The 24,321-nt window shown below is 65.8% G+C and carries 18 protein-coding genes; 4 read left to right on the forward strand and 14 right to left on the reverse strand.

The window, feature by feature from the left end; genetic code table 11:
* Positions 1-26: 26 nt before the first annotated feature.
* A complete protein-coding gene (smc, locus tag J7I79_RS09980) occupies positions 27-3,635 on the reverse strand; it encodes a chromosome segregation protein SMC (protein WP_214952776.1) in 3,609 nt (1,202 codons plus the stop codon).
* 368 nt (positions 3,636-4,003) lie between these two features.
* On the opposite strand from smc, the gene J7I79_RS09985 reads away from it, so the two are divergent.
* Complete coding sequence (locus J7I79_RS09985; protein WP_214952778.1) at positions 4,004-8,779, forward strand: DUF4082 domain-containing protein; 4,776 nt, start codon at positions 4,004-4,006, stop codon at positions 8,777-8,779.
* Positions 8,780-9,062: 283 nt separating this feature from the next.
* On the opposite strand, the gene J7I79_RS09990 is transcribed toward J7I79_RS09985, so the two are convergent.
* The 8 genes from J7I79_RS09990 to coaD form a co-directional block, all read right to left on the reverse strand.
* On the reverse strand, positions 9,063-10,052 hold the full coding sequence (locus J7I79_RS09990; protein WP_251042639.1) for a hypothetical protein: 990 nt from the start codon (positions 10,050-10,052) through the stop codon (positions 9,063-9,065).
* Between the two features lie 35 nt (positions 10,053-10,087).
* Positions 10,088-11,377 carry an MFS transporter gene (locus J7I79_RS09995; RefSeq protein WP_214952782.1) on the reverse strand — a complete coding sequence of 430 codons (1,290 nt, stop codon included), beginning with the start codon at positions 11,375-11,377 and terminating at the stop codon, positions 10,088-10,090.
* A 5-nt stretch (positions 11,378-11,382) separates the two neighbouring features.
* A complete protein-coding gene (locus J7I79_RS10000) occupies positions 11,383-12,114 on the reverse strand; it encodes a hypothetical protein (RefSeq protein WP_214952783.1) in 732 nt (243 codons plus the stop codon).
* Between the two features lie 133 nt (positions 12,115-12,247).
* Positions 12,248-13,210, reverse strand: coding sequence for a bifunctional DNA-formamidopyrimidine glycosylase/DNA-(apurinic or apyrimidinic site) lyase (gene mutM / locus J7I79_RS10005; RefSeq protein WP_214952785.1), 963 nt, complete (start codon positions 13,208-13,210; stop codon positions 12,248-12,250).
* Positions 13,211-13,217: 7 nt separating this feature from the next.
* Positions 13,218-13,940, reverse strand: coding sequence for a ribonuclease III (gene rnc / locus J7I79_RS10010; RefSeq protein ID WP_214952787.1), 723 nt, complete (start codon positions 13,938-13,940; stop codon positions 13,218-13,220).
* Between the two features lie 18 nt (positions 13,941-13,958).
* A complete protein-coding gene (rpmF, locus tag J7I79_RS10015; protein WP_009356569.1) occupies positions 13,959-14,162 on the reverse strand; it encodes a 50S ribosomal protein L32 in 204 nt (67 codons plus the stop codon).
* Positions 14,163-14,198: 36 nt separating this feature from the next.
* Complete coding sequence (locus tag J7I79_RS10020) at positions 14,199-14,723, reverse strand: DUF177 domain-containing protein (protein ID WP_214952789.1); 525 nt, start codon at positions 14,721-14,723, stop codon at positions 14,199-14,201.
* Positions 14,724-14,913: 190 nt separating this feature from the next.
* Positions 14,914-15,399, reverse strand: a complete 486-nt coding sequence (coaD, locus tag J7I79_RS10025; protein ID WP_214952791.1) for a pantetheine-phosphate adenylyltransferase — start codon at positions 15,397-15,399, stop codon at positions 14,914-14,916.
* Positions 15,400-15,537: 138 nt separating this feature from the next.
* Between coaD and J7I79_RS10030 the strand changes: the two genes are divergently transcribed.
* Positions 15,538-16,746, forward strand: a complete 1,209-nt coding sequence (locus J7I79_RS10030; RefSeq protein WP_214952793.1) for an aminotransferase class I/II-fold pyridoxal phosphate-dependent enzyme — start codon at positions 15,538-15,540, stop codon at positions 16,744-16,746.
* A 2-nt stretch (positions 16,747-16,748) separates the two neighbouring features.
* Positions 16,749-17,534, forward strand: a complete 786-nt coding sequence (locus J7I79_RS10035; protein WP_214952795.1) for a spermidine synthase — start codon at positions 16,749-16,751, stop codon at positions 17,532-17,534.
* A gap of 46 nt (positions 17,535-17,580) precedes the next feature.
* Here the strand turns inward: J7I79_RS10035 and rsmD are convergent, their stop codons facing one another.
* Genes rsmD through thiL form a run of 4 tightly spaced genes read right to left on the reverse strand, consistent with a single transcriptional unit; the run spans position 17,581 to position 22,505 of the window.
* Positions 17,581-18,159: a 16S rRNA (guanine(966)-N(2))-methyltransferase RsmD gene (gene rsmD / locus J7I79_RS10040; protein ID WP_214952797.1), complete on the reverse strand. Its 579-nt coding sequence runs from the start codon at positions 18,157-18,159 to the stop codon at positions 17,581-17,583.
* Positions 18,160-18,198: 39 nt separating this feature from the next.
* On the reverse strand, positions 18,199-20,469 hold the full coding sequence (locus J7I79_RS10045; RefSeq protein ID WP_214952798.1) for an ATP-dependent DNA helicase RecG: 2,271 nt from the start codon (positions 20,467-20,469) through the stop codon (positions 18,199-18,201).
* Positions 20,459-21,457 (reverse strand): DAK2 domain-containing protein, encoded by a 999-nt coding sequence (locus tag J7I79_RS10050; protein ID WP_214953114.1) that lies wholly within the window; start codon positions 21,455-21,457, stop codon positions 20,459-20,461. Before J7I79_RS10050 ends, J7I79_RS10045 begins: the two co-directional genes overlap by 11 nt.
* A gap of 22 nt (positions 21,458-21,479) precedes the next feature.
* Entirely contained in the window at positions 21,480-22,505 is a 1,026-nt protein-coding gene (gene thiL, locus J7I79_RS10055) for a thiamine-phosphate kinase (RefSeq protein ID WP_214952800.1), read from the reverse strand.
* Positions 22,506-22,635: 130 nt separating this feature from the next.
* Here thiL and J7I79_RS10060 point away from each other — a divergent pair, with 130 nt between their 5' ends.
* The gene (locus J7I79_RS10060; protein ID WP_214952802.1) at positions 22,636-23,139 is read left to right on the forward strand and encodes a DUF3515 domain-containing protein; all 504 of its coding nucleotides are present in this window, start codon (positions 22,636-22,638) and stop codon (positions 23,137-23,139) included.
* A 32-nt stretch (positions 23,140-23,171) separates the two neighbouring features.
* On the opposite strand, the gene J7I79_RS10065 is transcribed toward J7I79_RS10060, so the two are convergent.
* A complete protein-coding gene (locus J7I79_RS10065) occupies positions 23,172-24,320 on the reverse strand; it encodes a D-alanine--D-alanine ligase family protein (protein WP_214952804.1) in 1,149 nt (382 codons plus the stop codon).
* Position 24,321: the final 1 nt, after the last annotated feature.

Consider the following 24,321-nt stretch of genomic DNA (forward strand, 5'->3'; position numbering starts at 1 on the left):
GGCGTCAGCGCGCGTCCGAATGCGCGTTAGACTTCGGCCCCGAGGCGCTGACTGATGACCGTTGAGACACCGTCGCCCCGCATGGTGACCCCGTAGAGCGCATCAGCAACCTCCATGGTCCGCTTCTGGTGCGTGATGACGATCAGCTGGCTGGACTCGCGGAGCTCCTCGAAAATAGTGATGAGCCGGCCCAGGTTGGTATCGTCCAGGGCGGCCTCGACCTCGTCCATCACGTAGAACGGCGACGGCCGCGCCTTGAAGATGGCAACGAGCAGGGCCACTGCCGTCAATGAACGCTCGCCGCCGGACAGCAGGGAGAGGCGCTTGATCTTCTTGCCGGCCGGCCGTGCCTCGACCTCAATTCCGGTGGTCAGCATGTCGGAGGGGTCAGTCAGGACGAGCCTGCCCTCGCCGCCCGGAAAGAGCCGGGCGAAAACGCGGACAAACTGCGCCGAGGTGTCGGCGAACGCTTCGGCGAACACCTTCTGCACCCGATCATCCACTTCCTTGATGATGTCCAGCAGGTCCTTGCGGCTGGATTTGAGGTCTTCGAGCTGGGTGCTGAGGAATTGGTGCCGTTCCTCCAAGGCAGCGAATTCCTCGAGCGCCAGCGGATTGACCCGTCCCAAGGAGGACAGGTCCCGCTCTGCTTTCCGGAGCCGTTTTTCCTGCTCTTCGCGGACGAACGGTTTGCCTTCCCGGACCGGCTTTCCGTCGTCGTCCACGGGTGCGCGGAGTGCCGCCCACTTGTCACCGGTTTCCCCCGCGGGTACGGGCACCGGCTGGTCAGGTCCGTAGTCCGCCACCAACTGGTCCGGCGACAGGCCGAGTTCCTCGATCGAGCGCAGTTCGAGGGCCTCGATCCGCAGCCGCTGCTGGGTGCGGGCAAGCTCATCGCGGTGCACCGAGTCCGTCAGTTCCGCCAGCTCCCGGCTGAGGGCGTCGTTCTGCGACCGGACCTCCACGAGTTCGCGGTCCCGGTGCTCCCGTTCTTCCTCTGCGAGATCCCGCGCGCGCAGGGCAAGATCCACGGAGACGTCCATGAAAGCGACGACCTGATCCACAGCGGCCGAAACAGCCGCCGCCCTGCCGGCCTGGAGCCGGCGGCGGCGGGCGCGCTGAGCGGCCTCTTCACGTGCGCGGCGCTCGGCCACCGCTGCCCGTTCAAGGGACAGGACCCGGTTGCGGGTGGCCGTCAGCTGTTCCTCGGCGCTCCGCAGGGTAAGCCTGGCCTCCATCTCGGCCGACCTCGCCGCCGACGCCGCAGCCGCCAGTTCGTCGCGGAGTTCCGGCGAGGGCTCCTCATCCTCAGGGGCCTCCCGGGCTGCGTCCAGGCGCGCGGCCGCGGCCTGCAGAGCCTCCTGCTCGGCAACGATGTTTGCCTCGGCCTTGGCCAGCGATGTGCCGAGCCGTTCGCTCTCGCCCACTGCGCTTCGCAGCACTGAGTTCAAGTGGCCCAGCCGTTCGGCCACGGCAGCGAGCCTGGCATCCGATTCGTGGAGCCGGTCCAAGGCGGTGTCCGCGCGCTCCTGGGCTTCTGCCCGGCGGGCCTGGGCCGAGGCCAAAGCAAACCGGTTCCGTTCAAGGTCCGCGCAGACACTGGCGAGCCTTGCTTCAGCGTCGTCGACGGCGGCCTGCACTTCCAGCAGCGACGGCGCATTCGCCGAACCGCCCCGGACGGTGACAGCAGTGAAGGCGTCGCCCGCACGAGTCACCACAGTCAGCCCTGGTTGCGCCTGGATGAGCTCTGACGCCGATTCGAGGTCCTCAACAACAGCTGTTCCGGCCAGCAGCGTGCGCACAAGGCTTCCCAGCAGCGGTCCCGAGGCCGTGACCAGGTCCGCAGCCCAACGGGCACCGCCGGCAAGGGGCTGCGGACCAGGCGTGGATGTCCCTGCTGACATTTCCGCTGCCCTACCGTCAGTGGCTGCCAACAGCAGCGAGGCAAGGCCGGCGTCGTCGTCCTTAAGCAGCTGCAGGGCTTCGACGGCGGTGCCGGCGTCCCGGACGACGACGGCATCAGAGGAATTTCCCAGGGCAGCGGCGATTGCCGCTTCAAAGCCGGCCTCAACGGCTAGCATCGACGCAAGGGGCCCCACGATGCCGGGCAATCCCGAATCGGCGACGCGGCCCGAACCATCCTTACGGCTAAGCCCCAGCTGCAGCGCATCCCGCCGGGCCACCAGGGCGTCCCGTTCCCGTTCGCCCTCACGCTCGGCGGATTTCAGCTCATCGATGTCCGCCAGGATTGAGTCCAGGACAGCGCTGGCGTCCTCGTAATCGGCGTCAAGTGTTTCCTCGCCGTCCTCGACGCCTGCCACTTGCGATTCCAGTGCAGTAAACTCGCTCTGGGCGCGGCGGCGGCGCTCGTCGCCCGCAGCCTGGGATTCCCGGAGCCTGCCAAGTTCTGCCTGCGCGGACTCAACGCGCGACCGGGCGGCGCCCACCTGGCCTGCCAGTTTTGCCAGCCCTTCGCGGCGGTCCGCTGCAGCGCGGAGTACCGCGGCCAGTCTTTTGTCCTCGGCGCTGGCGGCACTTTCGGCATCCTGCTTGGCTGCCGTGGCGGCCTCCAGTGCAGTGCGTTTTTCCAGGATGCCGTCCTCCAGCGCGCGCTGTTCTTCGCGGACCCGCGCCGCGTTCCGTTCGAGCTGCTCCGGGTCCCGACCGGAGTCCGGGACGTCGTCCGCGGCACCAAGCAACCGGCGCCGCTCTTCGGCAAGAGACCCGAGGGAGCGCAGCCTCTCCCGCCCCGCCGAGAGCTGATACCACGTGTCCCGGGCAGCGTTGAGCTTTGGTGTGGCTTCGGCCGCGAGCTGTTCCAGGGCTGCCTGCCGCTGGCGCCCGGTTTCCAGGCCTTGCCCGACAACGGCCCTGCGCGCCTTCAGGGCAGATTCATCGGCCACGTCCTGGGCCAGGGTGGACTGTAACTGCACGAGGTCGTCCGCGAGGAGCCGCGCGCGGGCGTCGCGTACGTCGAACTGGACGCTTTGGGCCCGGCGCGCCACTTCGGCCTGTTTGCCGAGCGGGGTCAGCTGACGGCGGATTTCGCTGGTGAGGTCGCTCAGCCGCTGCAGGTTTGCCTGCATCGCTTCCAGCTTCCGGACCGTCTTTTCCTTGCGCCGGCGGTGCTTGAGGATGCCTGCTGCCTCTTCAATGAAGCCGCGCCGGTCCTCCGGCGTGGCGTGCAGGACCTTGTCCAGCTGACCCTGCCCCACGATGACGTGCATTTCCCGACCCAGGCCGGAATCGGACAGGAGCTCCTGGATGTCCAGGAGGCGGCAGCCGGCACCGTTGATGGCGTATTCGGATCCGCCGGTGCGGAAAAGCGTCCGGGAGATGGTCACTTCGCTGTATTCAATCGGCAGCGCGCCGTCAGTGTTGTCGATGGTCAGGGACACGTGCGCCCGGCCCAGCGGCGGACGGCCGGACGTGCCCGCGAAGATGACGTCCTCCATCTTGCCGCCGCGCAGCGTCTTGGCACCCTGTTCGCCCATGACCCAGGCCAGGGCATCCACGACATTTGATTTTCCCGAACCGTTCGGGCCGACCACTGCAGTGACGCCCGGCTCAAAGTCGAACGTCGTGGCTGACGCGAACGACTTGAATCCGCGGACGGTCAGGCTCTTGAGGTGCAAGGTGTTTCGGATCTCCTGAGTGGCTGAAGCGGCTTGTTCCTGCCCTAAATCTACTGCGTGGCAACGACAAAGCCCGGATTTGGGCATTTTGCAGATGCCAAAACCCTTGCCACCCCTAGCCGCCTGCCCTTAGACTCGCGGCTAAGGGTTGCTTGACGCTGCTCGAGCCGGTGGTCTCACATCGGTTCGACTTGGCAGGATTCAGCGGAGCTGGATTGGCCATGATGCAGTGAGGGGCGTTATACAGCGCAACCCGGCTTTGAAGGATAACTGAATATCTTGGTTTGGCTGCGCCGGGGGGCGGCATGCAGGGCAGTGCGTTGAGCACCGCCCGATTCCGCAACTGCGCACTCACTCCAGGAGTTCACATGTCCGTATCCTCAGCCGATCGCACGCTGAAAGCCTTCAAGCGGGTCATCTTCCTGCTGGCCATTGCCATGGTGGCAGCCCTCCTGCCGGTTGCGGCCCCCTCTGCACTCTTACCGTTCGCCTTCGCGGCGGACCCCTGTGCCCCGCTCGTGAACGCAATTGCGTGTGAAAACTCCAAGCCGGGGAGCCCGCCGTCGGAATGGGACATCGACGGCGCCGGCGATTCCAACATCCAGGGATTCGCGACAGAGATCAGCGTCAATGCCGGCCAGCCGATTAACTTCAAGGTCGACACCAACGCGTCCAACTACACCATCGCCATCTACCGGACCGGCTGGTACCAAGGCCTCGGTGCCCGCAAGATCGCCAACGTCACTCCGCTCGCCTTCAGGCAATCTCAGCCACAATGCCGCTCTGACGTGGCAACCGAACTCTACGACTGCGGAACATGGGCTGTCTCGGCCACGTGGCAGGTGCCGGCCACAGCAGTTTCCGGCGTCTATGTCGCCCTGCTGACCAGGCCGGACACCGGCGGCCAAAGCCACATCACCTTCATCGTCCGATCCGACGGCAGCCATTCCAATGTGGTCTTCCAGACCTCCGACACAACGTGGCAGGCCTACAACACCTACGGCGGGGCTGATTTCTACCAAGGAACCGTCAACGGCAGGGCGTACAAGATCAGCTACAACCGGCCCTTTGCCACCAGGGGCGAATCCTCGGGGCGGGATTTCTACTTCGGCAACGAGTACCCGATGGTGCGTTTCCTTGAGAAGAACGGCTACGACGTCAGTTACATCAGCGGCGTGGACACCCATCGGAACGGCGCGCAGCTCCTCAACCACAAGGTCTTCCTCTCCGTGGGCCACGACGAATACTGGTCCGGCGCCCAGCGCGCCAATGTCGAGGCCGCCCGCGACGCCGGCGTGAACCTGCAGTTCCTTTCCGGCAACGAGATGTACTGGCGCACGCGTTACGAACCATCCCAGGTGGACGGGGCCGGGTACCGCACCATCACCTCCTACAAAGAGACGTGGTCCAACGGCAAGGTTGATCCCAGCACCGAGTGGACCGGAACCTGGCGCGACCCCAGGTTCGCCTCGCAGGCCAATGGAGGTGGTCTGCCAGAGAACGGACTGACGGGGACCCTGTACATGTCCAACTTCACGGACCTGCCCGTTACGGTCAGCGCTGCAGAGGGCAAGGCACGCCTGTGGCGCAACACGCCGCTGGCCTCGCTCGCCGCCGGCAGTTCCGCGCAGCTTGCACCCCACACTGTCGGCTACGAGTCCAACGAGGACCTGGACAACGGGTTCAGGCCCGCGGGGCTGATCAGGCTTTCCACCACCACCGGTGCCACAGAGCAGTACCTCCAGGATTACGGCAACACGGTGAAGCCCGGAACAACGACTCACAACACCACGCTGTACCGCGCGGCGAGCGGAGCGCTGGTCTTTTCCGCTGGTAGCGTCCAATGGACCTGGGGGCTCGACCAGGTGCACGACGGCAACGGTGCTGCCGCAGATCCGAGGATGCAGCAGGCACAGGTCAACCTTCTGGCCGACATGGGCGCCCAGCCCGGCACGCGTGATCCTGCGTTGGCCGCGGCAACTGCCAGCACTGATGCTGCCGGGCCAACAACCACCGTCTCCTCTCCCGCTGCAGGAGCCACGGTTGCCCACGGCAGCAGCGTGACGGTTTCCGGCACGGCCAGCGACACCGGCGGCATCGTGGCCGGCGTCGAGGTCTCAACCGACGGCGGCGGCACGTGGCATCCGGCCCAGGGAAGGCAGACCTGGACCTACACGTACATCCAAAAGGGGCTCAACACGGCAAGCATCATGGTTCGCGCAGTGGACGACAGCGCCAATATCGGCGCAGCGGCCACGCGGAACCTGCAGCTCAGCGGCCCGTACACGGTCTTCGGCCAGCAGGTCCCGGCCGTTCCCGATTCGCAGGACGGCGGTGCCTACGAGCTCGGCATGAAGATCACGCCGAGCGTGGACGGCTTCATCACCGGAGCCCGGTTCTACAAGAGCACCGGAAATACCGGCACTCACGTCGGCTCCCTCTGGAATGCGGCCGGCCAACGGCTGGCGACCGCTACGTTCACGTCGGAATCAGCCACAGGGTGGCAGAAGGTCCTGTTCAGCCAACCGGTGACAGTTTCCGCGGGGCAAAAATATGTCGTTTCCTACACCGCTCCGAGGGGCCACTACGCCATCAAGGACTACCAGTGGGCCAGCTTCGGGTTCACTGAACCGCCGCTCACAGTGGCCGGCGGTTTCGGCAGCGAGCCGGCCGGCGTTTACGGCAGTCCTGATGCCTTCCCGCAGTCAAGCTTTGGCAACGGCAACTACTTCGTTGACGCCGTCTTCGACACCGTGGACAACACCCCGCTGACGGCCTCCGGCCACTGGCCCCTGGGCGGATCCTCCAGCGTCCCGCAGGCCACCACAGTCGGAGCGGTCTTCTCGAAGCCGGTCACTGTGTCGAGCGTGCAGCTGACGCTAAAGGCCGCCGACGGCACCGCCGTCGCGGGCGCCACCAGCTACGACTCAACAACCCGCAAAGTCACCTTCACACCGGCCGCCGATCTCCCCCTGGCGACCACGTACACTGCAACCCTCAGCGCCACTGCCGCCAGCGGCGGGACACTGACGGGCGGAGGATCATGGTCGTTCACCACGGTGGTCTCACCGCCTTCGCCCGGAACCTGCCCGTGCAGTTTCTACGATGACTCCGTCCTCCCCGGAATCCAGGAGATCAGGGACGGCGTACCGCTGACTCTCGGCATCCGTTTCTCGAGCACTGCCGACGGCACCGTCACGGGCATCCGCTTCTACAAATCAGCAGGGAATACCGGCACCCATACCGGCACCCTGTTCACGGCCGCGGGGCAGCAACTGGCAACGGTCACCTTCGCCAACGAAAGCACCGCAGGCTGGCAGACCGCCTACTTCAACCAGCCAGTGGGGATGTCCGCGAACACCGAGTACATCATGGCCTACAAGACCACCACCGGAGCCTATTCCGCGACGGCGAACGGCTTCGGCCCGGGCCTGAGCGTCGGCAACCTGCGGGCGAACTCGGATGCGGGCGCCTATTCGTACACCGCCGACTTCCCCAACGTCCGCTCCACCGCGAGCTATTTGGTGGACGTCGTGGTCCAGTACCCTGAACCGGCATTCGTCGCCGGCGCACAGACACCGGTTGCCGGCTCGTCCAGCGTCCCGCTGACCACCACCGTCAGCGCGACCTTCTCCAAGCCGGCAGTGGCGTCCAGCGTACAGTTCGCACTGACCGGACCAGGCGGCACGAACGTCCCGGGCACCATGAACTACGACTCCGGGGCAGGAAAGGTGTCCTTCACGCCGTCGGCTCAACTGACGGCCGGCACCGCTTACACGGCCACACTGACGGCTACATCGGCGACAGGCCAGCCTCTTAGTGCCGGCGGAACGTGGACGTTCACCACTGTCCCGCCGCCGAGGACCGAAGGCGTCTGCCCCTGCACCCTCTACCAGGACACCGTCACTCCGTCCGTTCTGGAAGTCAAGGACGGAGCCCCGCTGGCCCTGGGCGTACGGTTTGCCAGCTCCGCCAGCGGGCAGATCACCGGAATCCGCTTCTACAAGTCGGTCGGCAACACCGGAACCCACACGGGAAGCCTGTTCAGCATCACGGGCCAACAGCTGGCGACGGTGACGTTCACGGCCGAGTCCACTGCCGGCTGGCAGACTGCGACGTTCAGCCAGCCGGTCGCGATAGCGGCCGACACTGAATATGTGGCTGCCTACAAGTCGCCGACGGGCACCTATTCCGTCACTCCGGGCGGATTCACCACAGGCTTCACGAGCGGACCGCTGCGGACAGCACAGGACTCGGGCGGATTCTCGTACAGTGGGGACTTCCCCGGTTCTTCCTCCAGCTCGAGCTATCTTGTGGACCTGGTTTTCCAGACCTCGGATGTTGCCCCTCCGCCTCCGCCGGCGCCCCTGACCGTTACGGCACAATCGCCGGCACCGAATGCCACGGCAGTGGCACTCAATGTCCAGCCCAGCCTGACACTCTCCTCCGCCGTGCAGCCGGGCGCCTCGCTCGTGCTGACGGCCGGTGGAACGTCGATCGCCGGGGTGTCGGCGCTATCCGCCGACGGCCGCACGGTGACGTTCACACCGGGGCAACCGCTGCCGGCCACGACGGTCATCACGGCGAGCGCCGCCAACGTCGTCTCGACGACCGGCGCGGCGCTTGCACCGACCTCGTGGCAATTCACGACCCTCACGCCTGCGCCGCCTCCCACACAATCCCTCTTTGCGTCCCTTCTGCCGCAGGTGGGCGCAGCCACGGATATCCGGGCGATTGAGCTCGGTGTGGCATTCAAGTCATCCGTTGCCGGGTCCGTCACCGCCATCCGTTTCTACAAGGGCGCTACCAACCTCGGTACGCACACCGGTTCCCTCTGGACGACGTCCGGCGTCCGCCTGGCCAAAGTGACGTTCACGAACGAAACGGCCAGCGGCTGGCAAACGGCAACGCTGCCCACTCCAATAGCGCTGACGGTGGATACCAACTACATCGTGTCCTACAACGCGCCGCTGGGCCGCTACTCCTATACGCAAAATTTCTTCACCAAGGCCTGGAACAGCGGCGCCCTCACAGCCCGGGCAAACAACAATGGGCTCTACGGGTTTGGTTCAGGAACTGCCGTGCCCAACCAGACGACCAATGCGAGGAACTATTTCGTAGACGTTGTGTTCGCTCCTAAGTAGGCCTGAGTCCGGCCGAAAGGGCCGGAATGTTCAGGGCCCCTTGGCAAACATGCCAAGGGGCCTTGGCCTTGCGCAGCAAGCCGGCTGGAGAACGCCGGTCCGGGCCCAGCGCCCGGGCGTCCACCGGCGGACGGGACATGGTTGCCGGCCGACATGGCCGTGGCGCCCTTGCAGCGGAGTCTGGCGGTCCCGACGTGGGGGTGTACCGGTGCCGACGCGGAGTAGCGGTCCCGATGTGGGGGTGTTGCTGTTCCGACGCGGAGTGCCGGCCATTGGCTGCAGGCTAGCGGACCACGGCAGGCGACCAGGCGTGCTCAATGTAGAGGGAGGCAACGGCGGACGGATCCGTCTTGATCTGCCAGATGTCGCTGTCGCCCTCGGCGCCGTCCCGGGCTAGGCCGTAGAGCAGTGTGCCGTCATCGAGCCACTCGATCTGGTCATCAACGCTCCGCGGCTCCGCCAGGACTGTTTCCTTGTCGCTGGCCAGGTCCAGGATGGCGATCTTCCAATGAGCAGCCAGCGCAGTGCCGGTGTTCTTCTTGTACGCCACACGGCTTCCGCCGGGAGACACCGACGGGCATTCGACGCCGTCGTGGACAGCTGTGAGCGTCCTGGCGGACATGCTTCCCTTGACGAGCCAGATCCGCCCTGACGAAGCCGCCGTGGCATAGAACGCGTCAGCGTCTCTTGGCACGAAGGTCACGCCCCAGACGTTGCGGTCTGCTGCCGTCACCTGTGATCCGTTGACAAGGAGGGCGAAGTCTTCCAGGTTCCCGGTTCCGGGCCCCCCGTCCGTCCGGGTGATGGAAGTCTCGGTCGAAAAGCCCGAAGCGCCGTACGAGTGGCCGGAGACGAACACGGTAGTGGACACCAGGGAACCGTCGGCACTCATGCGTGTACGGCTGGGGATACCGGGTACTGCCCACCGTCCGGTCGGCTGCCATTCCCTGTTCAGCAGCACTGCTTCGAAGTTGGTGACAAGCCCCCGGTTTGTCTTCAGGCAGATGACGTTCCGTGCCGTCCCGTAAATCCTGTCGCAGGCCTCAGCCGCCAGCAACCGCTGGCCGGAAGGTGCGGCGAGGGGAACAGTACCGGCCATGCCGTATCCTTGGCCCGCAGCCGTATTGCGGAACATCACAAACGACGCGGCCGGCAGGGCGCCGCCCGAAGCCACGCTGACGGCCGACGCAGCCGAGCGGCTGTCCTGGAAGCGCTGGAAAGCTACCGCGGCATAGGAACCGGCGCCGGCGAGGACCAGTACAGTGATCGCCAACAGGATGATCCAGCGCTTTCTGCCTCCGGCGGGGTTCAAGCCGACTGCCCCTGACGAACGCCCGCCCGGAGGATCAGCACCGAGGCCGGTACGGCGACGGCGAGACAGCCACCCACCACCATCATGGCCGTGGACGGACCGAGCGAAAACCAGAGGACACCAAAGCCGGCCGAAGCGGCCATGCGGCTCAGTGCCACGACGGTCTGGGCGGCGCCGATCCCGGTGGCCAGTTTCTCCGGAGGCGTGAGCTGGCTGGCCAGGGCGGCGAGAACTCCGTCGGTTGCGGCGTAGAAGGCACCGAGCAGAACCAGGCACCCCAGCGTGGGGCCCAATCCGCCCAGCGGTGCGGCAGCGAGGACGTAGCACAGCAGGAGGGCAATATGACCCGCCACGAAGACTTTTGCCTTCCCCCAACGGTCCGCCAACCGGCCCAGCGGGATCGCAAGAATGAGGAACACCACATTCGTTCCCACATACAGCAGCGGGAACCACTGCACGGCGAAGGAATCACGATCCTGCAGGACAAGGTAGATGAATCCGTCTCCAACCGTCAGCAGTCCTAGAAGCCCCGAGGCGACGAGCAGCCGGCCCAGTCCGGGTTCCCGCAACAGGCTCCAGCGGAAAACAAAGGAAGGGCTGCGGCGCGGTTCGGGCGCGGTCCCAGCGGGCTTGCCCGTTTTCAGGTTGGGCACCAGCAGGGCGAGCGTGGCCACTCCCATCACCGCGAAGGCAAGGGAAACCACGAAGAGGGTTCCGTAGCCGTTGGGGATCAGCATGAGGATGAAGAACGCCAGCAACGGGCCAGTCGCGGCGCCGATATTGTCCAGCATCCGGTGCACGCCGAAGTGCCGTGCCAGATACTCGGGCTGGGCGGAGACGGTGATGAGGGCGTCCCGCGGTGCCGTGCGGATACCTTTGCCGATCCGGTCACCGGTAACGATCGCCGTAAGGGCCCAGAAACCGCCGGCGAATAGGAAACCAACCCTGGCTGCCATGGACAGGCCGTAACCTGCGAGTGCAATTCGTTTCGGATGCCCGCTCCGGTCCGCTGCCCACCCCGCGGCGATTCTGACGATGGCGCTGGCCCCCTGGTTGATTCCGTCAAGAATCCCGAAGGCAATAGCGGACAGGCCCAGAAATCCTGTGATGTAGAGGGGAAGGACAGCGGATACCGATTCGGAGGATATGTCGGTGAACATGCTGACGATGCCCAGCCAGAGGATGACAGGCGACAAGCGGAACGCCTGCTGCTGCAGTTTGGGATCATTGGACGCCGGCTGCGCGTCCTTCTTGCCGCCGTTCCGATCCGAGACCGAGATATACATGGCCGCTAGCCGGCCGTCGTGTGAAGGTTGCCGAGCAACATGAAACGCGTGCTGCCCGTGCCCGTTGTTGACGTGGTCAGGGTTATCGAATCGCTGCCCCTGACGAAGCGGACGGACCGCTGCCCATCCGCGGCCGGGGCCGGCTCGGACCAGAAGTTGAGGGTTGAGAGCCGCTGCTGGAAATGGCCCACTACCGAGTCCTGGCCCGCCGCCGAAATGGCATCGGCCGTCACCTGCAGGACAGCGTCCGCCGCAGAAACGCCCGTGGATACGACGACGGTTCCTTCCGGGAAGGGGAGGGCATCCGCAGGGAAGCCTTCAACAATCTTCCCCTGGGCGGATGCCGTGGCCGGCAGCGGCATGCTGACCAGTGCAGCCGGCTGGGATGGGAGCGGAAGACCGGTGGGGGCTACCGCCACCGGGGGAAGAACTTCCCGCGCCCCTGACGCCGGAGCAGGGCTGCCCGTTGATTCCCCGGATCCGGAAGCAGGCCCGTTCCCGGCGCCGGCAGCCGCATCCGGTTCGTCAGCTGTCCCGTCTCCAGCCGGCGGATCTCCCGGTGGCAAGCCTCCGGGCGACGGTGATCCGCCGGGGCCGGCCGAGGCCGTGGGAACGGAACCTGAAGTCGCGGCCGCGCTGACGTCCGGGGCTCCCGCCATCTGATCAAGAAAAACAGCGGCACCGCCAAGCGCTGCTGCAACACTCACCCCCACGATGACAAGCCTCTTGGCTATCATTGGGCCCCCGCCTCCCGTTCAGGCGTTGGAGACCAACGCGCCTGCGATTCCAGCAGCCGCGGCTACCTTGGGCACAGTGTGTCACCTGTGAGGAACAGTTCGGTAGAGTGGCGCTACCTGCTTTTTGGGACCTCTACCACCGGCCGTTACGGGGACGCGGCTGGCACACCGGGCACGTATAGGACGACCGGTTCATGAACTGTTCGCGCTTCATGAGGCTCACTATTCCCGCGGCGGCGCAGCGCTTGCACTCCTGGTTTTCCCTGCCGTAGGCGTTGAGGGACCGGTCGAAGTACCCGGAAGTGCCGTTGACGTTGACGTAGAGGGAGTCGAAGCTGGTACCGCCGGCGGCAAGGGCGTCCAGCATCACCTCACGGGCGGCTTCGAGAACCCTCAGCGCTTCGGCGCGGCGGAGTGTTTCGGTGGGCCGCGCGTAATGGAGCCGCGCCCGCCACAGTGCCTCGTCCGCGTAGATGTTGCCGATACCGGAAACCAGTCCCTGGTCCAGGAGGGCACGCTTGAGGCCGGTCTTTCGGATCCGCAGCCGGCGGTAGAACGACTCGAAGGAGAAATGCGGATCCAGCGGGTCCCGGGCGATGTGGGCGGCCTCTTCGGCAATGACCGGTGCCGGTGACTCCCCCAGGCCGCCCGGTCCGCCGTCGGATGTCGGGATCAGGGACGTCACGAACAGTCCGCCGAAAATGCGCTGGTCCACGAATCTGAGCTGCTCCGGCCTGCCCTCAGCCGGGCTCAGCCGCAGGCGGATTTTCAGGTGCTTCTCGTCCGGCACGCCGGCATCCTGCATCAAAAGCTGGCCGCTCATGCCCAGATGCGCCATCAGGGCAACTGCGGGCCGGGACTCTCCGTCCGCCGGCTGCACTGCACCGGCTTCCTCCAGCGGAAGCCAGAGGAACTTTCCGCGCCGCACCACGTCCAGGACCCGTGCGCCCTCGAGGTTGCCGGCAAAATCCTGCGCGCCGAGTGCGTGCCGGCGGATGGAGCGCGGATCCAGGACATCAACAGAGGTAATGGTCCTGCCGCGGACCCAACTAACCAGTCCGCGGCGGACCACTTCGACTTCCGGCAGTTCGGGCACGGAAAACCTAGCGGCCGGCTTCGGATTCCGCCGGGAGGCTTGACGTCCCGGCAGTCGACAGCTTCCGCCACGCATCGGCGGCAGCTTCCTGCTCGGCTTCCTTTTTGGAGCGCCCGGCGCCCTGCCCGTAATCGGTCCCGCCGATCCGGAGCACGGCTTCAAACGTCCGCGCATGGTCCGGGCCTGAACCCTCCACGGCGTAGTAGATGCTGCCCAACTGACGGCTCGCCGCCAACTCCTGGATGCTGGTCTTCCAGTCGGTTCCGGCGCCAAGGGCCGCGGCGTCCTGGAGCAGCGGACCGATCAGCCGCATGACCAGTTGGCGGGCCGTCTCGATGTCGTTGGACACGTAGGTGGCGCCAATGAGGGCCTCCATGGTGTCCGCCAGGATGGATGACTTGTTCTTGCCGTCGGTCAGCTTTTCGCCCTGTCCGAGGTAGATGTAGTCACCGATACCGAGGCTGCGGCCGATTCCGGCAAGTGCCCGGGTGCTCACCACGGCTGACCGCCGCTTCGCGAGGTCACCTTCAGGCAAGGCAGGGTTGTCGCGGTACAACGCATCCGTCACGGAGAAACCCAGGATGGAATCGCCCAGGAACTCGAGGCGCTCGTTGGTGGGGATGCCGCCGTTTTCGTAGGCGTAGGAACGGTGTGTCAGAGCAAGACGAAGCGTCCCGGCGTCAATAGAGACACCGAGACGCTTCAGAAGCTCTTCAGTTGAAGACGTCATGTTCAGCCAGTGGGCCGATTAGACGTCTGCGACCTTGCGGCCCTTGTATTCAAGGAACAGCGCGGTGCCAGCCGAGTCGGTAACGACCTTTGCCTGGTGCGGCAGGCTGTACGTGACCTGACCGTTCTCGACAGTCTTCACCAGGTGGGGGGCAGTTGCCTTCCACTGGGAGCGGCGGGCGCGGGTATTCGAGCGAGACATTTTCCGCTTCGGGACAGCCACGGCTAACTCATTTCTCTCTAGAAAAACACTTACAAATCAGTTTTGCCGGTCAGGCTTAGCCAAGTCAGCTAGGGCAGCCCAGCGAGGATCTACGATCTCGTGGTGATGCCCCGGCTCGTCTTCCAGGCGTACTCCGCATTCGGAGCAAAGGCCCTGGCAGTCTTCCCGGCACACCGGCTGGAACGGCAGCATGGTTACAACTGCGTCCCGCAACACCGGCTCAAGATCGATTAGATCGTGCTCGATTCGATATTGCTCTTCTTCGTCTTCTCCGTCCGAGAACTGGGCGCCCTCGTAGAAGAAAAGTTCTTGCACATTGACTTCGAGATCATACGCAAGGGGATCCAGGCATCGGCCGCATTCGCCAGTCACTTCGACGATAACGGTTCCTGATACCAGAATTCCTTCGTGTACGGCCTCGAGCCTCAGGTCCAGCTCGATGTCCGAGCCTTGCTGAACGCCAATGAGCGCTACACCAAGATCACCTGGTGCAGGTACATGTTCCATCAGCGTCCGCATGCTCCCCGGACTGCGTCCGAGGTCCTTGACGTCGAACGCCAAGGGCGAACTAGCATCTCGTTTAATGAGAACTCCTGTTGAACATATGACCGACGTACTATCTTAGCCTGATCTCCCGGGCGGACTCAAACCGGCCGGACGCCACAAAGAAAAGCACCACGTGACAGGCAGGGAATGGGCCGCAAAACCGGCAGGGGCCGTTGCGTACCGATCAAGCCTACCCTCTGCCGGGCTAATCCGAAGACGACCCGCCCGCAAGCAGCCGTTTCAATACCGACCTGGGCACATAATCGGACACACTGCCGCCCAGTGTGAAGACTTCCTTAATGAGCGTTGACGACAAGTGGAGGTAGTGGCCTTCAGTGGGAAGGAACACCGTTTCCACGCCGCTCAACTGCCGGTTCATGGTTGCCATCGGGAGCTCATAGTCGAAGTCGGAGGAGGAACGGAGGCCCTTCACGATCGCGGACACACCCCGCTGCCGGCAGTATTCGGCCAGCAGGCCCTCCCCCACCGGCTCCACCACGATGCCTTGCAGCGATGCCAGGGTCTCGCGGGCCATGTCGATCCGCTCTTCCAGCGAAAAGCGGTACTTCTTGGTGTAGTTGGTGGACACCGCCACGATGACTTCGTCAAAGAGGCCCGCGGCCCTCGCGATGACTTCCAGATGGCCATTGTGGATCGGGTCGAAGGAGCCTGGGCATACGGCACGTCTCATGCTCCGAACCTACCGCATCCGCGGGCCGGGATAACATGACTGGATGCCCGAGTCGAACATTCCCTTCACCGTTGCAGTGGGCGTCGTTCTTGTCGGGCGGGCAGCGAACGCCGCAACCAACCGACAGGCAGGCAGACAGTGACCACATCAGTTCCGGCACCGTGGCAGCGGGCGGCATCAGGAGCCAATTTGCTGGCAGCCGACGGCACCCTCGGCGTCACGATCTTCGAGGAGATGACCACCCTCGCGGTCCGGACCGGTGCCATCAACCTGGGACAGGGTTTCCCTGATGAGGACGGTCCGGCGGAGATCAAGGCAGCTGCGCAGGCTGCCATCGCTGCCGGTGCCAACCAATACGCACCGGGCAAGGGAATCCTTCCCTTGCGCGAGGCCATTGCGGCGCACCAGGAGCGCTTCTACGGCCTGACGCCGGACCCGGAGACAGAGCTCATCGTCACCACCGGAGCAACCGAAGCCATTGCGGCTTCGTTGCTGGCGCTCGTGGAACCCGGCGACGAAGTGCTCACCTTCGAACCGTTCTACGACTCCTACGGCGCCATGATCGGACTGGCGGGCGCCAAACACGTGACGGCTCCACTGCTCGCTCCGGACTTCATGCCGGACATGGCGGCACTGGAAGCGGCCTTCAGCAGCCGCACCAAGGTGGTGCTCATCAACAATCCGCACAACCCCACCGGCGCGGTTTTCCCCCGCGACGTGCTTCAGCGCGTCGTCGAACTTGCCGCCCGGCACGACGCGGTGATCATCACCGATGAGGTCTACGAGCACCTGACGTTCGGCGACCGGCACATCCCCGTTGCCTCGCTGCCCGGGGCTGCCGGCAGGACCGTCACCATTTCCTCCGCAGGCAAGACGTTCTCCTTCACCGGATGGAAGATCGGCTGGCTGAGCGGACCCGAACACCTGGTGGCGGCCATCCGGACAGTGAAACAGTTCCTGACCTACAGCTCCGGCACACCGTTCCAGGGTGCCATCGCTGTGGGGCTCGGCCTTCCCCACGACTTCTACACGGGGATATCCGAGACCCTCAGGCACAAGCGCGACATCCTCAGCGACGGGTTGAAGGCCGCCGGCCTGGACGTCTTCACTCCACAGGGAACGTACTTCGTGAATGTGGACACGGCCCCGCTGGGGATCTCCGACTCCGTCGACCTGGCAAGGAGGCTTCCGGAACTGGTGGGGGTCGCCGCCATCCCGGTACCCGTCTTCTGCCATCCCGAAGGCGCCGAACGGACCCGCAGCCTGCTCCGCTTTGCCTTCTGCAAGAAGACCGAAGTCCTCGAAGAAGCAGCCGCCAGGCTCGCGACACTTCGCGACAGGCTCTGACGATGGCGGCTCGGCCCGCGGCAGCTTCACGTTTCCTCCGGACAACCGGACAGCACGCAGCCATCGAACCGGATGCCTTTACCGAGGGAGCCTATGTGCTCAGCATCGGCGGAGCGGAACAGTCGCATGTGAACCTCGCTGAGCCGGGCGAAATCTTCTATGAGTACCTCCGCCGGATCGGGCACGTGGTGGATCTGGCCGCCCCTGCCGGCGAACCCGTCAGTGCGCTGCATCTTGGGGCCGGGGCGCTGACGCTGGCCCGCTACATCCAGGCGACCCGACCGGGGTCCCTGCAGTACGCCGTGGAGCTTGAGCGCGAGCTGCTGGACTTTGTGCTGCAGCAGCTGCCGATGCCTGACGGAACGGAGCTGCACACACTGATCGGCGACGCCCGCGACGCGCTGGCGGAGCTGCCTGCGGAATTGCGTTTCGACGTCGTGATCCTGGACATCTTCTCCGGGCCGAAGGCGCCGAAGCATATCGCCTGCACCGGGTTCTACGAGGAAGCAGCGGCAAAGCTGACACCGCGTGGCGTGCTGATCGTCAACGTGGGCGACGAACCGGGGCTGACGCTGGTCCGAAGCCAGGTGGCTGCCCTGCGGCGGGCCATGTCCGGAGTGTCAGCGTTCGCCGAATCCGGAATGTTCGCCGGCCGCCATCCCGGCAACATCATCCTCATCGGCACCCAGGGTCCCTGGCCGGCCGGATGGACCGAGGAGCTGACGGCGCGTGGCCCGCATCCCGCGACGGTGCTGGCCGGCGTGGACCTCGACGCTCTCTCGGGCTAGGCTGCGGCGCCCCGCAGGCACTGTCAGGACCCCGGCTTCCGTCCTGTCAGCCGCTGCCGCCCACGGGTTCGGCAAACCACAGTTTGGTCTCGCCGTATTTTTTCTCGGCGAACCGTTCCAGCGACGCCGGCCAACCCGGTTCGGGGCTGCGGGAGGAGCGTTCCACCACCACGACGGCGGCCTCCGCCAGGTACGGTGACAGCTCTTCCAGCACAGCACCCATGGCCGGCTCGTCCAACGGATACGGCGGGTCCAGGAACACGAGGTCCCACAGGGTGCCTTGCACTGTCCTTTCCAGGAAGGACTCCACCCGCGACCGGTGCACCGATACTGCCTTGCGGCCAATGGCCCCGTTGACGAGGTCCGCGTTGCGCTGGCAAACCTCGCTGGCTTTGCCGTCGAACTCCACCAGGTCTACGGTTTCCGCCCCCCGGCTGGCACTTTCCACGCCCAGGGAACCGGAGCCCGCGTAGAGGTCAAGAACCCGGGCACCCGCCACCACGTTGAACGCTTCAAGCCGGGAGAAAAGGGCTTCCTTGACGCGGTCCGTGGTGGGACGGGTCAAGGTACCCGGCACGCTGACCAGCGGTATCCCGCCGCCAGTGCCGGCAATGATGCGGCTCATGCCCGCACCTGCCCGCCGGTTGCAGCCATGCGCCAACTCCTAGCCACGCTCAAGGAACGCCTCCTTTTCAGGGTTCAAGTACTCTTCTATTGCCTCCGCGAGTGCGGAATGCTCCGTCAGGGCGGGATCCCGGGCCACGATCCGCTGCGCGTCCTGGCGCGCCTTAGAGATGACGGATTCGTGCTCCAGCACGCGCAGCAGTTTGAGTGCGGACCGCCCGCCGGACTGCGACGCCCCCAGGATGTCCCCTTCGCGCCGGAGCTTCAGGTCCTCCTGCGACAGCTCGAAGCCGTCCGTCGTGGCCGCCACAGCGTCCAGCCGGCGGCGGCTGGGGTGGCCGGGTTCCAGCGTGGTGACCAGGAGGCAGGTGCCGGGCAAGCCGCCCCGGCCCACCCGTCCGCGAAGCTGGTGCAGCTGGGAGATGCCGAACCTGTCCGCATCCAGGATCACCATAAGCGTGGCGTTGTGGACGTCAACACCAACCTCGATCACGGTGGTGGACACCAGCAGCTTGGTTTCATTCGCCGTGAAGGACGCCATGGTTGCGGATTTCAGGACAGGATCCTGCCTGCCGTGCAGCGGCGCCACCGAAACGCCGGCCAGCGCCGGTTCATCGTTGAGGTGTTCGACGACGGCGGTGACGGACGCGAGCTCCCGGGCCGGGCCCTCACCTTCCAGCTCGGCGGCGGACGGTTCCGCTTCCCCGGGACTGAAGTCGCCGTCGTCGTCCTCGCCGATCTTGGGACACACGACGTAAACCTGGTGGCCGGCGTCGATCTCTTCCCGGGACCGGGACCAGATGCGTCCCGCCCAGCCGGGATTTTCGGCGAGGCCCACGACGTGCGTGGAAATGGGGGCGCGGCCCGCGGGGAGTTCGTCCAGCACCGATGTTTCAAGATCGCCGAACACGGTCATGGCCACGGTCCTGGGAATGGGCGTGGCGGTCATGACCAGCAGGTGCGGAGGCTTGCTGGCTTTCGCACGCAGGGCGTCGCGCTGCTCGACTCCGAAGCGGTGCTGCTCATCCACAACGATCAGGCCAAGGTCGTAGAACGAGACATTGTCGCTAAGCAGCGCATGCGTCCCGATGACAATCCCGGCAGTGCCTGAAGCTGCGTCCAGCATGGCCTGCCTGCGGGCCGCAGTGGGCATCGATCCGGTAAGCAGTGTGACCTGCACGGAATCGGGGCCCGATCCGCCCAGCAGGCCGTCGCGAGACAGCGGCCCCAGCGTCCGGCGGATGGATTCGAAGTGCTGGGCCGCCAGGACTTCGGTAGGCGCCAGCAGGGCGGCCTGTCCCCCGGCGTCAACCACCTGGAGCATGGCCCGCAGGGCAACGATGGTCTTGCCTGACCCCACCTCGCCCTGGAGGAGCCGGTTCATGGGGCTGTCCTGCGACAGCTCCTCCGCGAGTGTTTTTCCGACGGCGGACTGGCCGGCGGTGAGCGTAAAGGGCAGCTGGCGGTCGAATGCCGTCAGGATTCCGTCCGTAATCGGCCGGCGGGCCGTGGCCTCCTCGGCGGCCAGCTGGGCGCGGCGCCGCGCGAGGGCGGACTGGAGGACCAGGGCCTCCTGGTACCTGAAGCGGTCCCTGGCCCGCTGCCAGTCGCCAGGCACCTGCGGGGTATGGATCAGCCGGTAGGCCTCCGCGGCTGGCAGGAACTTCTCCCGCGCAGAGACCTCGACCGGCAGCGGATCGTCCAGGACATCCAGGTCGACGGTGTCCAGGAGGGTGGAGATCACTTTCTGGATGGACCAGCTGGTGAGTTTGGCCGTTGCCGGATAAACCGGGATGGGCATGGCGGCGAGCTTCTCCGGGTCCATGCCCGGGGTGTCCGGGTCCTCGTCCAGCAGCAGGAAGTCAGGGTTGGTGAGACTCAGGCTGCCGCCGTACCGGGTGACTTTGCCCGAGAACATTGCCCGCCGCCCCGGGAGCAGCTCCGCCTTGGCGCGGTAGCCGTTGAAGAAGCTCACCTTCAGGGTGCCGGGCGCGCCGGCACCGGGAAGCCTGCCGGCGCTGCCCTGGCTGTTGTGGTTGGTTGCGGAATCGTCCGTAATGACGACGTCGGTGAGCGTGCCGCGGCGCGCCCGCATGGCCCGGGTGCTGTTGGAGACGACGCGTGCGATGAGGGTGACCTCTTCATCCAGCGGCACCTCGCTGATGGGGGTCAGCTCACCTCGGCTGAGGTAGCGGCGCGGAAAGTAGTTGAGCAGGCCGCCCACTGTGGTGATGCCCAGATGTTTCTCGATGACGGCCGCGGACCGTTTGCCGATACGGCGTTCCAGGCCGAGGTCCAGCTCAGCGTTCATGTCCGTTGGGGTCCCGAGGCAAGGCGAGCTGGCTGACCGAGATGTCCGTGGGTTCCCCGAGGGAACCGATCAGTGCCACGGCCGGTTCGGGGGCGGAAACGTGGACGTGCACGCGCCAGCGGTACTTTCCGCCGGCGTCCATGGCGCCGCCCACCTGACTCATGATCACCGAATCACCCATTTCGTCCAGGCGCTGGCGAAGGGTTGCCGCATCCAGGGGCGAGAGGCTGATGGTGCACATGACTTCCACGCCGTCGTCGTCGGGCAGGTCCGCATGGATGTGGGGATCCTGGACGTCGTAGCCGTGCAGGCCGTCCAGCATTTCGCTTTGAAGTTCTTCGCCCAGCACAGCAGAGCGCAGGCAGTCAAGGATCAGCAGCATCCCCACCCCGCCAGCGTCAACGACATGGGCCGCGTGCAGGGCGGCCAACTGGTCCTCGGTCCGGACGACCGCTTCGAGGGCCGCCTCAACCGCGGCGTCCAGGGCGAGCCCCAGGGCATGGTTGCTGTCGTCCCCGTTCTGGTCGGCGTCCACGCCGGCCGCCGCCCGTGCAGCCGCCTCCATCACCGAGAGCATGGTCCCCGGCACGGGATCGCTCAGAGCGGACCAGGCCCGGATCTGGGCCCGGTTCAGCGCGGCGGCCAGCAACGGCGAACTGAGGCGGGTATGGCCGGCCAAAGGCTCAGCGGCGGCGCACAGGAACACGGAGAACAAGGTGCCCGAGTTACCGCGTGCCTGTTCCATGGCGGCCTCGCCGGCCCGCGCGAGCACTGCGCCGACGTCCTGCTGGCCGTGGCTCCCCGCGGTGTTCGCAGTCCCGGGGTCATGTGGTGCTTCGGGGCCGTTGAGGGCCCGCGCGGCGGCGCGGACTGTCAGGTAGAGGTTCGTGCCGGTATCGCCGTCGGCCACGGGAAAGATGTTAATGGCGTTGAGCCGGTCGCTGTGGTTCCCGAGCGCTGTTTCGGCCTTGCCCAACCACCGCTTCATCGCTTGCGCGTTGGCGGCAATCTTAGTCTGCAAAGTGATCCCATCCCACAGTGTCCGCGGGCCGGCCCGCTATCTTGACGCCAGTGCTTTCCATTGGTGCAAGGGCTTCCACTGAGCCTATCGCAGCGAAACCCGGAGGCAGGTGTACGTCCGCGGGGAATGTGGCGAGAAGTCCATGATCTTCCCCGCCGCCGAGCACCCATGCCATGGGGTCCCCGCCAACCGCGTCAGCGGCTGCAGACAAAGGCCCGGTGAGATGCTTCAGCACAGCCGGATCCAGGTCCAGGACGACGCCGCTCGCGGCGGCCAGGCGGCTGCCGTCGCGAATCAGTCCGTCCGAAATGTCCATCATCGCCGAGGCTCCGGCGGCGAGCGCTGACGGCCCGGCAGCGAGCGGCGGAAGCGGCCGGCATTGCCTGTCCATGATGATCCGCTGCTCCGGCGTCAGCAGGTCAACGCTTGGCCCGGACTCGAGCAGGGCAAGGCCGGCCGCCGCGTACCCCACCGTTCCGGCAAGCGCAACGGTATGACCCGGGCGGGCGCCCGAGCGCAGTACGGCTTCCTTGCCGTCCAGCGTCCCCAGGATGGCCACGGTGACAGCGAGTTCCCGCCCGCGGCCGAGGTCCCCGCCGGCAACGGAACATCCGGCAGCACCGAGGTCCCGGATGGCGTGGGAGAGGCCGTCCGCGAAATCCTCCACCCAGGAGACCGCCGTCTCCGGCGGCAGGGTCAGGCTCACCACCATGGACGTGGACCGCGCGCCCATGGCATTGATGTCGCTGAGATTCTGGGCGGCGGCTTTCCAGCCGACGTCGAAGCCTGTGGTCCGGTATCCGTTGCGCCATTCCAGCCGGAAATCCTGGTCCTGCACCTGGGTGTCGATGCTGACAACCGTCCGCCCGTCCGGGGCGGCCACAATGGCGGCGTCATCCCCGGGTCCAAGCAGGAGCGCCGTGCCCTGCCCGGGCCCGTTGTTGAGGCGCGGAAAGATCTTGGCTAGGAGTTCGGACTCGGAAAGTCCGGCGACGGTGAGGTGAGTTTCAGGCACAGCTCTACGCTACAGTCAGGGACCGACATCCGTTCCCCGGGCCCGGCGCGGACCCGGACTGTCGGCGGGGCCGGACCTCGTCCGTCCGGCGGCGGCCGTCGGGCATGCCTGGGCGGGATAGGCTTAAATCATGCACCCGCTCCGCACCCCGGTTACCATCAGTTCGCTTCGCTTCCCGGCAACGGCGGCGGCCGTGGTGCTGGCCCTCAGCGCGTGCGCCCCGACGGTGGACGTGTCACCGGCCAAGGACGCGGCCAACCCGGCCTGTGCCCCCATGATGGTTGCCCTTCCGGACACCATGGGTGATGCCGGGCTGCGGAAGACCAACAGCCAGGCAACCGCCGCCTGGGGCGATCCGTCCAAGGTCATCCTGCGCTGCGGGGTCAACGTGCCCGGCCCCACCACCGACCGCTGCGTCAGCGTCAACGGCATCGACTGGGTCATCAAGGAAGGCGACCCCGTGTGGACGCTGACCACGTTCGGCCGTGAACCGGCCACCGAGATCCTCATGGACCCGGACCAGATCAGTTCCGCGACCGTGCTGGCGGAACTGTCCGCCGCTGCCGGGAAGATCAAGGCCACCAGGAACTGCGTGGGCCAGGAAGAGCTGCAGAACCTGCCCACCGGGCAATAGCCGGAGCGGCAATAGCCCAGCGGAAAGGGCGGCTAGCGCAGCCCTGTCTTCCGGTTCAGTGCCAGGTAGATGAGTTCGTCGATCAGGTCCGCATAGCTCAGTCCCGAGGCAGCCCACATCTGCGGGTACATGCTCTTGGGCGTGAAGCCGGGCATGGTGTTGATCTCGTTGATGATCAGCTCACCGTCAGGGGTGTAGAAGAAGTCGACCCTGCTGAGCCCTTCCGCCCCCAGAGCATCAAATGCCGCGGCGGCAAGCTCGCGGACCCGGGCGATTGCTTCGTCGGGGATGTCGGCCGGGCAGCTCAGCGAGGCGGCGTCGTCCTCCACGTATTTGGCATTGAAGTCGTAGAATTCGTGGTCACCCGGTGCCACTGCGATCTCGCCCGGCATGGAGGTCCGCGGGCCTTCGGTGCCGCGTCCTTCGAGGACGGCGCACTCGATTTCGCGGCCCACGATTCCGGCTTCGATCACGAGTTTGAGGTCGTGCTCACGGGCAGCCTCGATCGCCGCATCCAAGCCTTCCAGGGAGTCCACCTTGGAGATACCCATGGAGGATCCCGCCCTGGCAGGCTTGACGAACACGGGGTAGCCGAGCAGGTCAACGCGTTTGCGGACGGACTCGGGGTCCGTGATCCACTGGCGGTCCGTCACGGCGATGTAGGGACCCACCTGCAGGCCGGCGGCTTCGAAGACGACCTTCATGTAGTGCTTGTCCATACCAACCGCGGACGCGAGGACACCGGCACCCACGTAACGGGTGTCCGAGAGCTCCAGCAAACCCTGGATAGTGCCGTCCTCACCGAACGGTCCGTGGAGCAGCGGGAAGACAACGTCCACGGAGCCGAGTTCCTGCGGGACTTCGTTCGGTGAGGCGACGATCAGCTGGTGTTCGCCGCCGATTTCGGCGAGTGTAACCGTCCGGGCCGACGGCGCCACTTCGGGGAGCGAGGCCGCCGAGAGGGACCACTGCCCGGTGTCCCCCGGGGCAAGGACCCACTGACCGGTCTTGGCAATGCCGATGGGGATGACATCGTACTTGTCATAGTCGATGGCCCCGAGAACGCCGGCAGCGGTCACACAGCTGACGGCGTGCTCACTCGAACGGCCCCCAAACAAAACGGCAACGCGTGGTTTGGCGCGGCCGCCACCGGTGTTCTTCTTCAATTGTTCTTCCGACACA

The organism is Arthrobacter sp. ISL-69, assembly GCF_018613775.1.
GTDB lineage: Bacteria > Actinomycetota > Actinomycetes > Actinomycetales > Micrococcaceae > Arthrobacter.

Excerpts from the sequence above, each read along its gene's own strand:
- J7I79_RS09995 (WP_214952782.1), bottom strand. The coding sequence starts at position 11,377 with ATGTATATCTCGGTCTCGGATCGGAACGGCGGCAAGAAGGACGCGCAG.
- J7I79_RS10060 (WP_214952802.1), top strand. The coding sequence starts at position 22,636 with ATGCACCCGCTCCGCACCCCGGTTACCATCAGTTCGCTTCGCTTCCCG.
- coaD (WP_214952791.1), bottom strand. The coding sequence starts at position 15,399 with ATGAGACGTGCCGTATGCCCAGGCTCCTTCGACCCGATCCACAATGGC.
- J7I79_RS09985 (WP_214952778.1), top strand. The coding sequence starts at position 4,004 with ATGTCCGTATCCTCAGCCGATCGCACGCTGAAAGCCTTCAAGCGGGTC.
- rnc (WP_214952787.1), bottom strand. The coding sequence starts at position 13,940 with ATGACGTCTTCAACTGAAGAGCTTCTGAAGCGTCTCGGTGTCTCTATT.
- rsmD (WP_214952797.1), bottom strand. The coding sequence starts at position 18,159 with ATGAGCCGCATCATTGCCGGCACTGGCGGCGGGATACCGCTGGTCAGC.
- J7I79_RS10050 (WP_214953114.1), bottom strand. The coding sequence starts at position 21,457 with ATGAAGCGGTGGTTGGGCAAGGCCGAAACAGCGCTCGGGAACCACAGC.
- J7I79_RS10045 (WP_214952798.1), bottom strand. The coding sequence starts at position 20,469 with ATGAACGCTGAGCTGGACCTCGGCCTGGAACGCCGTATCGGCAAACGG.
- J7I79_RS10000 (WP_214952783.1), bottom strand. The coding sequence starts at position 12,114 with ATGATAGCCAAGAGGCTTGTCATCGTGGGGGTGAGTGTTGCAGCAGCG.
- J7I79_RS10035 (WP_214952795.1), top strand. The coding sequence starts at position 16,749 with ATGGCGGCTCGGCCCGCGGCAGCTTCACGTTTCCTCCGGACAACCGGA.